The following is a 15,319-nucleotide window of genomic DNA, read 5'->3' as shown; positions in this document are numbered from 1 at the left end:
GGCTCAGTCCGCCGCCTTCGCAAGGCGCGGGCTGCGGCCCTGGTCGAGATCGCGGCTGACCAGACGCAGCAGCTCCGCCGAACTGTCGGCGACGATGGCGCGGTAGCCGGCAATCGAGCGCGAGAAGGAATTGTAGATGACCACCGCCGGAATGGCGGCCACGAGGCCGAGCCCCGTCGCGAGCAGCGCCTCGGCGATGCCGGGCGCCACAACCGCGAGGTTGGTCGTCTGCGTATGAGCGATGCCGATGAAGCTGTTCATGATGCCCCACACCGTGCCGAACAGGCCGACGAAAGGTGCCGTAGCGCCGATGGTCGCGAGCACGCCGGTGCCGATGCCGATTTCGCGCGCCGTGTTCGCCTCGATGCGCTGGAAGCGCCACGCGATGCGTTCCTTCACGCCCTCCTTTTCGGGTGACATGCCGGAAAGCTGAACCTCGCGCATCGCGGCCTGCGCGAGCTGCGGCACCGGACCTTTCGCCATGCGCAGCTTGTCGTTCGCCTCCTCGAGCGAGGTTGCCGAGGCAAGCGCCGCGAAGCCGCTCCGCGCCCGTCCTCGCGCGCGCGTGATCTCGGTTTTCTTCGCGAGCCAGATCGTCCATGTCACGATCGACGCGAAGACGAGCCCGATCATCACCGCCTTCACAACGATGTCCGCCGACATGAACATGCCCCAGGGCGAAAGATCGTTCGGCAGCAGTTCCCCTTCGCCCGCAAGCAGGACTTCGTCTCCCGCCGCCATTTCCTCGGTAACGCCGATGGAGCCCTCCGCCGGCGTCATCTCTTCGGCAACCGGGGTCCCGGCAACCGGCGCTTCCTGCGCTTGCAGCGGCACGGCGAAAACGAACGCACTCAGGAGAGCGGCCAGCATCGTCGGGAGCGATAGGCGGAGAAAAATCCTGCGTCCCGAAAGCATCTTGCCGTTTGCCATCTCGTCACCATCCACTCATGCGCCGCGACAGTCCGGCGACGGTACCAATGCCGGCAACGCCCGGCCGTTCCCGGATCGTTTCCCGGCGAACCGGTGCGCCTGTCGGCCACCACTGATTGCGCGCATCGGCGCAAGCCGCATACGCTTCCAGCCGCTGTTCAAACACAAATAATAATGCCTCGCAATATCATACTTTGCTTCCTGCCAGCGATTTTGTGACGCATCTCGCGGGCGCCGCCGCAAACTGGCCGGTTCCCTCTCGAAAAATCGGCGTTTTGCCTTTTTTCAGGGCCGTATTAGGCTCTTTCGGTCGGCTTGGGAGTGCCGGGTGGGGAGGTGCCGAACATGCGGATGACCAACGAAAGCCTGAGCTACAGATCGATCGCGCTGCCGCCGATCGATCTCGACCCGGCGCTCGAATGCGTCGCGCCGGAAGTCCGCGAAGGTCTTGCCTATTGGCAGAAGCAGGCCGCCGGGCGCCCCATGCCGCTCCGCTCCGACATCAGGCCGGAAGACATTGTCCGCCTCCTGCCGCATCTCTGCCTGTTCGAGTTGCGAAAGGCCCCCGGCGGTCTCGAGATTTTCCCGCGCCTCGCCGGCTCGAAGTTCGAGGAAGTCTTCGGCCCCATCCATAACAAGCCGCTTCCCGCGGTGCTCGCACCTGAAATCCTGGAGCGCTGGCGCAGTGCCGCCGCCGCCCTCCTCGAAATCGGCGCGCCGCTCCGCGCGACCGGGCGGGTCCTTCATCAGGACAAGAGCTTCATCCGCTTCGAAATGATCATGGCCCCCTTGAGCACGACAGGCGCCGAGATCGACATGCTCTATCTCGTCACTCATTTTTCGATGACGGGCGAAGCATAGGAAAGCCGGCAACGCCGCCCTTTGTGCCCTCGCCTCGGCGATGTAGTCTCCCCCTTCGGTCCGTGCCTTCCGGCAGGAACGGAAAAAACAATCCCTCTCGAAAGAGGGAGCAGGGGGAACGATGGAACAGCCGAAAGACGCCACGGAAGCCACGCGCCGCGCACATGCCGCCCTCGCGCGGCAGTTGCCGCCGGATACGGACGAGGACATGGGCCTTGCCACGCGCGGCTTCATGGGCACGATCCCCGATGCGAAAATCCTCAACGAAGCGGGCCATGCCGTCTGGGACATGAGCACCTTCGCCTTTCAGGGCGATGGCTGCGGCTGCCCGGATACGGTGAACCCCAGCCTCTGGCGTCAGGCGAAGCTCAATCTCGTCCACGGCCTGTTCGAGGTCGTGCCCGGCATCTATCAGGTCCGCAACTTCGACCTCTCCAACATCACCTTCATCGAAGGCGACACCGGCTACATTGTCATCGACCCGCTGATCTCCGCCGAGCCTGCCGCCGCCGCGCTCGCATTGATGCGCCAGCACCGCGGCGACAAGCCCGTCACCGCCGTCATCTACACCCACAGCCATGTCGACCACTACGGCGGCGTGCGCGGCGTGCTGAGCGACGAGGACATCAAGAACGGGCTGCGCATCATCGCGCCCGAAGGCTTCCTCGAGGAAGCCGTCAGCGAAAACGTGCTGGCGGGCAACGCGATGGGCCGTCGCGCCACTTATATGTATGGCGCGCTCCTGCCGCGAAACGCGAAAGGCCATATCGACGCCGGTCTCGGCAAGACCGTGTCGATGGGGCAGGTGAGCCTCGTGCCGCCGACAGAGAGCATCTCGCAGACGGGCACGAAGATCGTCGTCGACGGCGTCGAGATCGTCTTCCAGGTCACGCCCGACACCGAAGCGCCCGCCGAAATGAATTTCTACTTCCCGCAGTTCAAGGCGCTCTGCATGGCCGAGAACTGCTCCTGCCACCTCCACAACATCTACACGCCGCGCGGCGCGCAGGTCCGCGACGCGAAGTCGTGGAGCTGGTACATCGACGAGGCGATCGAGCTCTTCGGCAAGGAAGCCGATGTCCTCTTCGCCAGCCATCACTGGCCGCGCTGGGGCAGCGAAACGGCGGTCGCCTTCCTGAAGAAGCAGCGCGACCTCTATAAATATGTCCACGACCAGACGCTCCGCATGGCGAACCACGGCCTCACGCCGCTGGAAATCGCCGAGGAACTGGCCCTGCCGCCGACCCTCGCTTCCGAATGGTACACGCGTGGCTATTACGGCACGCTCAATCACAACGCCAAGGCCGTCTACCAGCGCTATCTCGGCTGGTTCGACGGCAACCCCGCCAACCTCCACAAGCATCCGCCCGTCGAAGCCGGCAAGCGCTACGTCGATCTCGCGGGCGGCGCGGACGCGCTGCTGAAAAAAGCCCGCGCCGCCTACGAGCATGGCGACTATCGCTGGGTTGCCGAACTCGTGAACCACCTCGTCTTCGCCGACCCGGACAATGCGGACGCCCGCCACCTGCAGGCCGATGCGCTGGAACAGCTCGGCTATCAGGCGGAGTCCGGTCCGTGGCGCGGCTTCTATCTCACCGCCGCGATGGAGCTTCGCAATCCGCGTCCGCCCGCCACCGAGCCGCGTCAGGGCGCGGCGGGCCAGATGCGCGCGCTCCCGGCGGAGCAGTTGCTGGATTCGCTCTCCGTCCGCCTCAACGGCGAAAAGGCGGGCGCGCATGAAATCGCGCTCAACATCCACTTCACCGACACGAACGAGCACTTCCTTGTGACGCTCGAAAACGCGGTGCTGCACCACTACGCGAAAAGAAAAGACCCCAGGGCGCCGTCCGTCTCTCTCACCCGCGCCGTGCTGGCCGAACTCGTCATCGGCGAACGCGCCTTCGCCGCCGCGCTTGCCGACAAATCGATGACGATCGAAGGCGCGCGCGAGCCCTTTGCCGATCTCCTGTCGATGCTCGACCGCTTCGACTTCTGGTTCGAAATCGTGATGCCGTGAGGCCCCCTGGAGAAAAAACATGAAGAACGACGTCAACCGCCAGTTCCGCCTGAAGACGCGCCCCACCGGCCGCATCGAAACCTCGAATTTCGATTTTGTCGAGCAGCCGATCCCCGAGCCCGGCCCCGGCGAGGCGCTCATCCGCGTCCTCTATCTCAGCCTCGATCCGACCAACCGCATCTGGATGAGCGACATGGATCAATACATGCCGCCCGTCGAAATCGGCGCGGTCATGCGCGGCGGCGGCATCGGCGTCGTCGTGAAGTCGAATTCGTCGCGCTACAAGGAAGGCGATCATGTCAGCGGCCTCACCGGCTGGCAGGACTACTGCATCGCCGATGAAGGCATGAGCGCGATGGGCGTACTGCCGAAGGGGCTGCCCGTTGGCCTTCCCACCATGCTCGGCGCCTGCGGCATGACGGGCCTCACCGCCTATTTCGGTCTGCTGGAGCTTGGCCGCCCCGAACCGGGCAACACCGTCCTTGTCTCTGCGGCCGCCGGCGCCGTCGGCTCCATCGTCGGCCAGATCGCGAAGATCAAGGGCTGCCGCGCCGTCGGCATCGCGGGCGGGCCGGACAAGTGCCGCCACATCGTCGAGGATCTCGGCTTCGACGCGGCGGTGGACTACAAGCGGAAGGATTGGCGCGAACAGCTTGAGGCCGCGACGCCCGACGGCATCGACGTCAACTTTGAAAATGTCGGCGGCGAGATCATGGAAGCCGTCATGGCGCGAATGAACCTGTTCAGCCGCATGCCTCTCTGCGGCATGATTTCCGGCTACAACACCGGCGATCCGGCCATGCGCGCCGACTTCTCGCCCATCCTCATGCGCCGCATCGAGGTGCGCGGCTTCATCGTCATCGACTTCATGGCGAAGTTCGCCGAAGGCGCGACGCAACTCGCCACCTGGGTCGCCGAGGGCAAGCTCAAGCACCGCGAAACCATCGTTGACGGCCTCGAAAACGCGCCCGTCGCCGTCAACAAGCTCTTCGACGGCGGCAATATCGGCAAGCTGGTGGTCAAGGTCGCGGAGGTACCCTAACCAAGGCGGGTTGTCTTGCCCGCGCTGCTGCGCAAATGCGCCGTATAGGTGATCTTGCCACCGCTCTCGACCTTGGTGATGGTCGCGTCGACCGGGAATTCCGTGCCGTCCTTGCGGCGCCCCGTCACCGGCCCGCGCTCGCTCATCCAGCGTGAGGCGTCCTTCGATGTGCCGAAGGCCTTCACCTGTCCGGTATGCGGCCTGCGGAACCGTTCGGGCAGCAGCATGTCGAGCGGCTGTCCCAGCACTTCTTCCGCCCGGTAGCCGAACATCTTCTCCGCCTTCAGGTTGAAGAACGAAATCTTCTGCTCCGCATCGACCGAGATGATCCCGTCTTCCGCCACCATCAGGATGCGCGAGAACAGCAGGTTGCGGTCCTTGTAGGCGATCTGCTCCTGCCGCCGCACGCTGTTGTCGCGGAACGTGATGAGGAAGCGCGGTGCGCCGCCGATGCTCGCCTCCACCACGCGCACATCGACCGGCATCTCGTGCCCGTCCTTGTGCCGCCCGATCAGGTCGAGAAAGCGCGATTGTTCGTGTTCCGGCTCCGCCGCCCAGCGCGCCAGCCACTTCACGGGATCGGCGCGGCGTCCCGGTTGCTGCGGCACGAGCACGGTGATGCTCTTGCCGGTCACCTCACCCGCCTTGTAGCCGAGCAGCCGTTCGGAGGCGGGATTGAAATAGGTGATCTCTCCCTCCGGCGTCGAAACGATGATCGCCTCCGGTATGCCCTCCACCAGTGTGCGGTGGAAATCCGGTTGCTCCTCGTCGCGCCCGTCCGTCTTGCCTGCCTTCGCCATCTCGTCTCTCCTTCCACGCGACAATAGCCGGTGGCGTCCCGGCGGCCCGAACCGCCGGAACGCCCTCGGTTCCCCTTCGTCCTACTCCGCCGCGGCTTCGCCGGTCGGATGTCCGCCTTCCATCGCCTGCAGCACGCGGATGTCGTCGAACACGGGAATGCCCGCTTCGTCGTACTTCTTGCGCGCGGTCGGCGTCAGCAACCCGACGCGTGCCAGCGCCGGCATCATCAGATCCTTCAGCGCATGCACCTGGCCGGGCGGCAACTCGCTGGCGATACCCGCGTCCTGGGCCTCCTTCAATCCCTTGAAGAAGTCGTCGGCGTCGATGCCGCTGTTCTCCAGCACCTGCATGAAGCCGGGATCGACCTTGTTGGCGATCGTCCCCGCCGTCTGCGCCTTGACGAGAATGTTGACCGCCTGGAACGCGAACTCGGCGAGTTCCTCGAGGTCGTCCTTGTGCATCTTCTTGAACACCGGCCCGAGAAACACGTGGCCGAACGACACATGCCGCGATTCATCGCGCATCACGTTGAAGGTGAGCTGCTTCAGAAGCGGGCAGGTCGTCGTGCGGTACATGTTGTTGAAGGCGCCGAGCGCGAGCCCCTCCACGATCATGTTCATGCCGATCATCACCTTCTCGTAGCGGTCGGATTGCAGCGTCACGTCGATCAGCTGCTTCAGCCACGGCGACATCGGGTAGACGAGCGCGATCTTCTCGCAATATTTGGCATAGACCTCCACATGCCGCGCCTCGTCCATCGTCTGCGTGGCGGCATAGAGTTTCGCACCCGCGTCCGGCACGGAATGCGTGACGCAGGCCGCCGTCATCAGCGCGCCCTGCTCGCCATGCAGGAACTGCGACAGCAGTTGCGCCGTCGAATGCGCGGTGAAGGTTTCCTGCTGCGATTTCGACAGCCGCTTGAAGAACGGCATCTTGTGGTAGATGTCGCTGTCGTTCGCGATCAGCGGGCGCGACGGGTCCACCTGCGTGTCCCACGGCAGCAGGTCGTCGGAATCCCACTGGTTCTGCTTCGCCCGCTTGTAGAGGTCTTCGACCTTGTCTTCCGAAAAGATGTATTTGAACGTCCAGGCGATATCCATCGGGTTGCGATAGATGTCGTCCGGCGTCATCGAAACTTTCCAGTCGCCCTTCGAGACGACCTTGGCATTGGCACTCATGGTCTTCCTCCTGACTTGGCCGCTTGTTTTCTCTTCTGTGCGGCCGGTGGTTCCTGATCTCGCTATGTCTCTCTAGTACTGGCGCGCGGGCGTCTTCACGACGAGCCCGTCGAGCGACGGGTCGACCTTGATCTGGCAGGAAAGGCGGCTGTTCTCTTTCACGTCGAAGGCGAAATCGAGCATGTCGCGTTCGAGTTCATCCATTGGCGCAAGCTTGTCGAACCAGCCGCCCTCCACATAGACGTGGCAGGTCGCGCAGGCGCAGGCGCCGCCGCAATCGCCTTCGATGCCGGGAATGGTGTAGCGAACCGCACCCTCCATCACCGACAGGCCGTCGGCGACATCGACGCTGTGTTCCGTTCCGTTGAACTCGATATAAGTAACCTTCGTCATCGCTCCCGCCGTCTCGGATCGTTTCCGTCTCGCCCCTTCATGGGGTCTTGCCGGGGGGTAATACCCACATAAAAACTGTACCTATTTTCCCTGCCCGGACCCCCGCGACAGAGTGTCCGCCGGCCCGTTGCGGCTGCGGCAGATCGTCCGGCCCCCGCTGCCGTCATCGGGCGGCGGCGGCCACTTTCCGGCTGAAATCCGCGAGTGCCGGCTTGGCGGCTTTCCTGTATAGTTCCCGTTCGGACGGTCCCTGCCGGGGCTGGGGCGGTTGATGAAGGAAGGGTGTCGAATGACCGGAACAGTAATTTCCCTCGCCGGGGTGAGAACGCGCGCCTGGGCGGCCGGTGCGGCCTTCGCCCTCGTCTTCGCCGCCGCTCCGCTGCAGGCTCAGGAAGCCGGGGAAACGCCGCCCGCCGATTCCGGCGCGCTTTACGAGCTCTCGGACCCCGTCGACTCGCCGCCCGTCAACTACCGCTCGGATATCGACGAGGAGTACGACACGCCGGAACTCCACGACGCCGAAATGTATGCGGAAGAATATGAGCGCCGGCAGCGCGAGGAGAAGATCCAGAAGCAGAAGCAGCTCGACCGGATCAACGATTTCAGCGCCGGCTCCACGACGCGGCAGGGCATCACGCCGGACGGCGTCGCCCGCTAGGCGGAAGTCTCAGTAGTCCCACTTCCAGTTGACGCCGACATCGCTCGAGGCGTCGTTGCCGAGCTTCGTGTCCACGCTGATATTGTCGGTGATGTCGATTTCGACCTTCACGCTGCTGTCGCTCGCCAGCGCGCCCTGCTCGACGCCCACATAGACGCCCTTCCGGAGATACTTGCCGGCCGAAACCGTGGTCCCGCCCGACGTGCCCTGGTCCACGCGCAGCACGTCGAGCCCGAGCGTGTTCTGTATCTCGCCCAATATCCCGAACCCGCCGAAGCCGCCGCCGGAAAGCTCCGCCGCCGTGTTCGCAAGCTGCGCCGCCTCGAACGCGGTCAGCTCGCCCACGCCCTTCTCGAACAGGATGCGCGCGATGATTTCGTCGCGCGGCAGCGATGGATTGGAGCTGAGCCCGATCTTCGGCGAGGAGCCGCGTCCCGTCACCGAAACCGTCGCCTCGAAATCGCTCCGCTCATAGTCGAGCGCGATGTCGAGCAGCGGGTCCACCGGCCGCTCCCCGGCAAAGGTCACGTTGCCCCGTGTGAGCGTGAAGGTTTTCCCCGCGAAGTCGAGCGTGCCGCGCATGCTGCTCAGCTTGCCTGTCACCGTCGGGTCTTCCGCGAGCCCTGTCACGGTGACGGAGCCGGTCCACAGCGAGTCGATCCCGCGTCCCGTCACCCGCGCCGGCGGATTGCCGATCGCCAGCCGCACATCGAGCATCAGCGGCAGCGGCGGCGCCGCCACCGGCTCTTCCACGCTGTCCGCCTCGCCCGGTCCCTGCACCACGATGACGTCGATATGCGCGACGCCGCCCGGCAGCTTCTCCGGCACGTGAAAGCGCGCATCGGTCGTCGTCAGCACGCCCTGCAGCAGCAGCGGCGCATCGAGGCTCGGCGGCAGGGCAGGGCCCGTCAGAGTTAGGTCTCCATCCACCGCCAGCACGAGGTCCTGCCGCCGCACCACCTGCATGTTGGCAAAGCGCGTGCGGATATCGACGGCGGGCGCCGCACCGGCGGCAAGCGACACCGTGCCTTCGCCGGTCAGCCGCCCGTTATCGCTGTCGCGCGCGCTCATCGTGAAGCTCATCGCTTCGCTCCGTTCGCCGCGAATGGTGATGTCGAGATCGCGCATCGCCGTGCCGGTTTCGAAATTCTCGAACGTGCCGTTCGCAATGCGCGCCCGGCCGGAAACGAGCGGCGCGGAAATATCGCCCTCCGCCGTCAGCGAAATGTCGGCATCGCCCGTCAGCCGCTGCCCCGGCAGGTCGAACAGCGCCATCAGCGAAGCCAGCGGCCCGTTCCATGTCAGGCTCCCGTCCACCGCGCCGCGCGTCGGCAGCATCGGCCACGCGCCCTCTCTGTCACGCACCAGCGGCAGCGATGCGCGGAGAATGAAAGGCTCCTCGGAAACGCCGAGCGCGCGCGCATTCAGCGTCAGCCGCCGCCCTGCCCATGTCGCATCGGCGGTGGCGTTGAAACTCGGCCGCTCTTCAAGCCCGCTTTCCACCAGTTGCACATCGGCAATGCGGAGCCTGACCTCCGCCTGCTCGCGTCCCGTATCCATCTCGACCGTGCCGGACACCGTGCCCCCCGTCACCTCCGTCGGCACCACCGGCGAAAGCAGTTCGAGCGGCAGCTTGTCGATATCGAGCGTCACCTGCGCCGCCCGCGCCCGCAGCGTCAGCGCGCCCGTCAGGCTGCCCGGTCCCGCCGCGCCGTTGAACTCGAGCGCCATCGCCCGCGCCCGGATAAGCCCCTCCGCCATCTCCAGCTTGAAGGGCCGCGCCAGCGCCGCCGTCTCGCCGCCGATGGCCCCGTCGAACCTCCGCACGGTTATTCCGTCCGGCTCGTAAAGCGCCTCGATGTCGAGCCTCACAGGCTCCGCCTTCAGCGTCAGCCGCTCGCCCGCCAGATGTGCGGCAATCTCCAGCCGCTCCAGCGGCCCCGCCGCCGTCAGGGCGAGCGTCGTGAAGCGCGTATTGCCCGACGCGCCGCCCTCCGCTTCCGCCCGCGCGTCGACGACGGCGTCGCCCATGAGATCGGCGAGCGCCACGCGCACATCCACCCGCTCCAGAGTCAGGCTGTCTGCAAGTTGCACGTCGATCCGCCGCGACGTCAGCGTCAGCAGCGCATCCTGCTTCTCCGCCCGCGCGGCAAGATCGAGCGCAATGTCGGCGCGGCCTTCGAGCGCGATCCCCGCCAGCTTGCCGAGTGGCTGCAGCGCCACGCGCTCGCCGCCGATATGTCCGCTCGCAAGCCCCTCAGGCGAAATCGAAACCGTGCCGGCGGCCTGCGCGCCGAAAACATTCGCCTCGATCGCGTCGAGCCGCGCGCCGCCTTCCTCGGGCAGCGTCACCTGCGTGTCGAGCGTTGCCCGTCCGTCGCGTCCCTCGAGCCGGAAGGCGAGGGGCCCCCGCCCATTCGCGAGGCTCGCCTCGACCGTCGCGCGCCTTGCGTCGAACCCGGCCAGCGTCCCGCCGCTCAGTTCCGCCTTGAGCGCCGCATTCGCCGTCCTCAGCGGTCCGTCGATCCGCGCCGTCGCCGTCAATGTCCCGGTCGCATCCGCATCCGGCAGCAGTGCGCCAATCTCGGCAACCTGAAGCGTCGCCTCGCCGGTCGCCACCTCTTCCGCGCTCAACGCGAAATTCCCGTCCAGGCTGAAGCCCTCTCCCGCCTTGATCGAAATGCCGGGCAGGGCGATCGCGCCGTCCTCTTCCAGCCGGAATGCAGCGGTGCCGGCCATGCCTTGCGCCAGCAGCCGGTCGAGCGCCGGATCGTCCGTCGCGATGGCGCTCGTCTCCAGCGCAATGTCGCCGCGCCCCGCATCGCCTTCGAGCGTGAAATCCGAAAGCGACACTTGCGCCGTCCCGCGCATCGGCTGGCCGAGCATCTCGCCCAGGGGTGCGAGATCGGTTATCTCGGCCTCGCCATCGCCCGACATCGCAAAGACGTCGCCGAAATCGAGTATGCCCCGGAAGCGCGCCACGCCCGCGCCGGTCGTCACCGCCGCTTCCTCTATCCTCGCCGCCGTCAGCGCGTCGTCGGCGTCGCCCTTGATCCGCCAGCCGACGGTTTCGAGAAGGTCCGCCTCCTCCAGGTCGAGCATCCGGCCGAGCCCCGTCAGGGATCCCTCCGCCTCGATGCTGTATGGCCCCGCCGCAAGCTGCCGCGCGGTCGCCGCGCCCGTCAGGTGAAGTTCGCCCGCTTCGACGTTCAGTGCATCGAGCAGGAACACATCGCGTTCCGTCTCCGTCAGCTTGCCCCTGATGGCGACCCGCCGGGGCGCGCCGATGAACTCGAGTTCGCGCGCCACCAGCCTGCCCGATGCTTCTGCGTTGAAGGTGAGGTTGATCCGCTCGCCGATGGCGCCATGTGCCTCGACATCCGCCTGCACGAAGTCACCCGCTTCCGCCTTCACTTCGCCGGTCATCAGCCCGGCCAGGCTTTCGCCCGTCGCCGTCAGCGTCAGCCGTTCGAAATCGCCGCCGCCGAAAAGCCGAGCCGCGATGCCGGGCTTGCCCGCGCCGCCATCCGTCACCTGCGCCCGCAGCCGCCCGCGCTCCGGCCCGCCCCAATAGAGCAGCGAAACCGCCGCCTCGCCAGGCACGTCGTCCCGCCGCATCGCATTGAGTTCGAGCTGCGTCACGCGGCGTGTGGCCTGCGCCGAGCCCGACGCATCGAACAGGACCTCCTCGCCGATGACATCGCGCCCGAGCCGCGTCTCCTTTATCCCGAAAGTATCGATCCTGATATCGAACGGCAGAACCGGCAGCGAGAACCCTTCATTCTCCGCGCTGTCCTCGCCACCCGGCACGCGCACGACCTCCAGTCCCGCCACCTCGAACAGCGTCACATGCACCTCGCCCCGCCACAGCGCCAGCGGCCGCCAGTCGAGATCGGCATTCGCGAGCGTGAGCCACGTGCCGTCCGCATCGGCGATTTCGAGGTCGCGCAGCCGCAACTGCCCCGGCCATGTCCCGCCGATGTCGCCGATCCGGATTTGCGTCTCGCCCGTGTTGACGGTCGCGAGCGTGAAGTGGAGCAGCCCGTGCCGCGCGGCCGGAATATTGAGAACCGCGACGGCGAGCACGATCGCCGCGAGCGCAAGCCCCGCCAGCGCGAAGCCGAGCCCGAGGAGCCCGCGTCCGATCCGCGGTATCAGGCCCATCGTCGCCCGGTATGTTTCCCGCTCCGTCATCAGAAGGCCTGCCCCAGCGACACATAGATCTGGAACGCGTCGTCCACGCCGTGCCGCCGGTTGAGCGGTATCGCCACATCCGCGCGCACCGGCCCGATGGGCGTGTAGTAGCGCAGCCCCAGCCCCGTTCCCCACAGCAGCTCGTCGCCCAGAGACGGCACCACGTTTTCATAGGCCTGCCCGCCATCGATGAAGGCGACGACGCCGATCGTCTCGGTCGCCCGGTAGCGCGCTTCCACATTTGCTTCGAGTACGGAGCGTCCGCCCGTCGGGTCGCCCTGCGCGTCGAGCGGCCCCGCCATCTGGTAGCCATAGCCGCGCACCGAGCCGCCGCCGCCCGCGAAGAAGCGCGTCGAGCCCGGCACGTCCACCGTCTCCTCCGCCGCGATCATGCCCCAGCGCCCGCGAAACGCGAAGGTGATCTCGTCGGCGGGCGAGAGATAGGTCGCGCCCGTCGCTTCGAGCTTCGTGAATGTTGTCGGCTTCCCGTCGCTGGTGCCGAAATAGGGCGTCGCTCCCGCCATCGCGCGTATGCCCTCGGTCGGATCGAGCAGGTCGTCCGCGCTGTCGTAGCGCAGCGTCACCGGCACGCCGAAAAGCTGATAGGAGATGCGCCCGTTGGAATCCTCCGTCTCCGTCACCTGGAAGGTGACGCCGGCCGTACCCTTCCACCGCTCGCTCAGAACGCGCTCCAGCGACACGCCCGTCTTGATCCGGCTTTCCTTGTAGGCATCGCTGTCCTCATGCGCGATTTCGAAACTCGCCAGCAGGCTCTGGTCGCGCCGCAGGAAATCGGGCTTGCGGAAATCCGCCGTCGCCGCCTGCGCGATCTGCGCGATCGAAAGCCCGAGCGTCAGCCGCTCCGCCCGGCGGAAGAGGTTGCGGTGCTCCCAGCTTCCGCGCACGCCCGCGCCCTCGCTCGACGACCAGCTCGCGCCGAGCCGGACTGTGCGCGGCTTGCGTTCCGTGAGTTCGATCCGCTGCGGCAGCGTGCCGTCCACCGGCTCGCCGGAAGAAATCGAGATGCCGGTGAAGAGCCCCGTCTCGCGCAACTCGTCCGTCGTCTTGTCGATTTCACTGCGGTCGTAGACGTCGCCGTCCCGGAACGTCGTGAGCGAACGCACATAGTCCGGGTCGGTCCGCCCCTCCGCTCCCTCCGCATGGGAAACGAACACCGGCCCGAAGCGGTAGCGGTCCCCCGCCGACACGTAGAGCGTCACATCCGCCGCCTCCGACGACAGGTCCACGATCACGCGCCGCCGGTCCAGCGCCGCGTTCGGATAGCCGTTATTGTGCAGATGGGAGATCGCCGCGCTCGTGAGTTCGATCACGCGCTCCGCCCGCGCCGCCTTGCCGGGTTCGAGGCCGAGTTCCGCCCCCGTCATCGGCATCCCCTCTCCGCCCTGCGGATGGCCGCTATAGACGATGTTGAAGTCGCGGATCATCGTGCGCGGGCCCAGGATGACGAAATAGATCACCTCGAAATCGCCGCCCGCCGCCTGCCGCACCGAAGCCGCCACGCTGCCGTTGTAATAGGCTTCCGAGCGCAGCACCTCGTCGAGCCGCTTCGCGTCCTCCTGCGCCCGCCGCCGCAATTGCGACAGCGTCGTCGGCGGCGGCGCGCCGTTCTCGGCGTCCGGGCTCAGCTCGCGTGCGTCTTCCAGCAGCGTCCGCAGGTAGTCGGGAATGCGCCGCCCCCTCACCTCGGTGGTGAAGGCGAGCGCCGCCTTGGGCCGGTCCCATGAATAGGAACTCTCCGCCCCGGCCGCGCGCGTCGGTGCCTCGAAGCCGGCGGCCAGCGCCAGCGCGATGAGGACCGGGACCGCGCGCCGCGATGCGCCTCTCATGGGCGCTCCTCGGCCGGGTCGCCCGCACGCATTCCTGCCGCCATGCCGGACATACTCTCCTTGTCGGCCTCTCGAGTCCCCCAATAGCGAAGTGCCAGCCCCGCGCGGGGGCGTCAAGCCTTTGCGGGCCTTGACCTTCCCGTTACTGGAAGCCCCATATTCGCCTCACGGACAACGCGCCAACAAGCTGGAAAGCTCCGGAGACCTTATGAACGCCGAAAATACTGCCCCCTCCTGCTGCCATGCTCACGGCCACGCCCACGGCCACGCGCCGAAGGCCGCCGCCCCCGGCTCGAAATACACCTGCCCCATGCACCCGGAGATCGTGGCGGATGGCCCCGGTTCCTGCCCCATCTGCGGCATGGCGCTGGAACCCATGACCGTCTCGCGCGAAAAGCCCGAGAATGAAGAGTTGAAGGACATGACGCGCCGGTTCTGGGTCGGCGCCGTCCTCGCTCTCCCCCTCTTCGCGATGGAAATGGGCGCCCACCTCCTCGGCCTCCACATTCCCCTGAGCGCCACAGCTTCCGGCTGGCTGCAACTGGCGCTGGCGACCCCCGTCGTCCTCTGGGCGGGCTGGCCCTTCTTCGTCCGTGGCTGGGCCTCGCTCCGCACGATGAACCTCAACATGTTCACCCTGATCGCCATGGGCACCGGCGCCGCCTACCTCTATTCGCTCGCCGCCGTCCTCGCCCCCGGCATTTTCCCGCCCGCCTTCCGCGATGCGCATGGCGCCGTGCCGCTCTATTTCGAGGCCGCCGCAATCATCACCGCTCTGGTCCTGCTCGGCCAGGTGCTGGAACTCCGCGCCCGCGAGCGCACGGGCGACGCGCTCCGCGCCCTTCTCGACCTCGCCCCCCGCACCGCCCGCCGCCTGCCGAAAAACAAAGAGGTGAATGGGACCGACGAGGAAGTCCCCCTCGAAGACATCGCAAAAGGCGACATGCTCCGCGTCCGCCCCGGCGAGCGCGTCCCCGTCGACGGCGAACTGGTCGAAGGCCGCAGCGCGGTCGACGAATCCATGATCACCGGCGAGTCGCTCCCCGTCGAAAAGGAACCGGGCGCCCGCCTCATCGCCGGCACATTGAACGGCTCCGGCAGTTTCCTCATGCGCGCCGAAGGCGTCGGCGAGGAAACCATGCTCGCCCGCATCGTCGCCCTCGTCGCGGAAGCGGGCCGTTCGCGCGCGCCCATTCAGGGCCTCGCCGACAAGGTCGCCGGCATCTTCGTCCCCGCCGTCATCGCCGTCGCCATCCTCGCCTTCGCCGCATGGAGCCTCTTCGGCCCCGCGCCCGCGCTCGCTCACGCGCTGGTCGCCGCCGTCTCCGTCCTCATCATCGCCTGCCCCTGCGCGCTCGGCCTCGCCACGCCCATGTCCATCATGGTGGCGACGGGGCG

The 15,319-nt window shown here is 66.7% G+C and carries 11 protein-coding genes; 5 read left to right on the top strand and 6 right to left on the bottom strand.

Features of this window, described 5'->3' with window-relative positions:
* Window positions 1-3 precede the first annotated feature (3 nt).
* Window positions 4-930, bottom strand: a complete 927-nt coding sequence (gene exbB / locus Q8S60_RS12495) for a tonB-system energizer ExbB (protein ID WP_305275799.1) — start codon at window positions 928-930, stop codon at window positions 4-6.
* A gap of 345 nt (window positions 931-1,275) precedes the next feature.
* Between exbB and Q8S60_RS12490 the strand changes: the two genes are divergently transcribed.
* From Q8S60_RS12490 to Q8S60_RS12480, 3 genes are all read left to right on the top strand, one after another.
* Window positions 1,276-1,791 (top strand): PAS domain-containing protein, encoded by a 516-nt coding sequence (locus Q8S60_RS12490; protein ID WP_305275800.1) that lies wholly within the window; start codon window positions 1,276-1,278, stop codon window positions 1,789-1,791.
* A gap of 121 nt (window positions 1,792-1,912) precedes the next feature.
* On the top strand, window positions 1,913-3,808 hold the full coding sequence (locus tag Q8S60_RS12485; RefSeq protein ID WP_305275801.1) for an alkyl/aryl-sulfatase: 1,896 nt from the start codon (window positions 1,913-1,915) through the stop codon (window positions 3,806-3,808).
* A gap of 19 nt (window positions 3,809-3,827) precedes the next feature.
* Window positions 3,828-4,850: an NADP-dependent oxidoreductase gene (locus Q8S60_RS12480; protein WP_305275802.1), complete on the top strand. Its 1,023-nt coding sequence runs from the start codon at window positions 3,828-3,830 to the stop codon at window positions 4,848-4,850.
* Here Q8S60_RS12480 and Q8S60_RS12475 read toward each other — a convergent pair.
* The 3 genes from Q8S60_RS12475 to Q8S60_RS12465 form a co-directional block, all read right to left on the bottom strand.
* Window positions 4,847-5,650 (bottom strand): PAS domain S-box protein, encoded by an 804-nt coding sequence (locus Q8S60_RS12475; protein ID WP_305275803.1) that lies wholly within the window; start codon window positions 5,648-5,650, stop codon window positions 4,847-4,849. The two genes, Q8S60_RS12480 and Q8S60_RS12475, sit on opposite strands and share 4 nt — an antisense overlap.
* Before the next feature lie 81 nt (window positions 5,651-5,731).
* Entirely contained in the window at window positions 5,732-6,829 is a 1,098-nt protein-coding gene (locus Q8S60_RS12470) for a ferritin-like domain-containing protein (RefSeq protein ID WP_305275804.1), read from the bottom strand.
* Window positions 6,830-6,901: 72 nt separating this feature from the next.
* Window positions 6,902-7,222 (bottom strand): 2Fe-2S iron-sulfur cluster-binding protein, encoded by a 321-nt coding sequence (locus Q8S60_RS12465; protein ID WP_305275805.1) that lies wholly within the window; start codon window positions 7,220-7,222, stop codon window positions 6,902-6,904.
* Window positions 7,223-7,511: 289 nt separating this feature from the next.
* On the opposite strand from Q8S60_RS12465, the gene Q8S60_RS12460 reads away from it, so the two are divergent.
* Complete coding sequence (locus Q8S60_RS12460) at window positions 7,512-7,880, top strand: hypothetical protein (RefSeq protein WP_305275806.1); 369 nt, start codon at window positions 7,512-7,514, stop codon at window positions 7,878-7,880.
* A gap of 9 nt (window positions 7,881-7,889) precedes the next feature.
* Here Q8S60_RS12460 and Q8S60_RS12455 read toward each other — a convergent pair whose 3' ends face one another.
* Window positions 7,890-12,074, bottom strand: coding sequence for a translocation/assembly module TamB domain-containing protein (locus tag Q8S60_RS12455; protein WP_305275807.1), 4,185 nt, complete (start codon window positions 12,072-12,074; stop codon window positions 7,890-7,892).
* Window positions 12,074-13,921, bottom strand: a complete 1,848-nt coding sequence (locus Q8S60_RS12450; protein ID WP_305275808.1) for an autotransporter assembly complex family protein — start codon at window positions 13,919-13,921, stop codon at window positions 12,074-12,076. The genes Q8S60_RS12455 and Q8S60_RS12450 overlap by 1 nt, the downstream gene beginning before the upstream one ends.
* Window positions 13,922-14,129: 208 nt before the next feature.
* Between Q8S60_RS12450 and Q8S60_RS12445 the strand changes: the two genes are divergently transcribed.
* On the top strand, window positions 14,130-15,319 hold a 1,190-nt coding region (locus Q8S60_RS12445), incomplete at its 3' end, for an HAD-IC family P-type ATPase (protein WP_305668598.1).

The sequence above is a fragment of the Parvibaculum sp. genome (assembly GCF_030694575.1).
Taxonomy (GTDB): domain Bacteria; phylum Pseudomonadota; class Alphaproteobacteria; order Parvibaculales; family Parvibaculaceae; genus Parvibaculum.
This window is presented reverse-complemented; position numbering and strand designations above follow the sequence as displayed.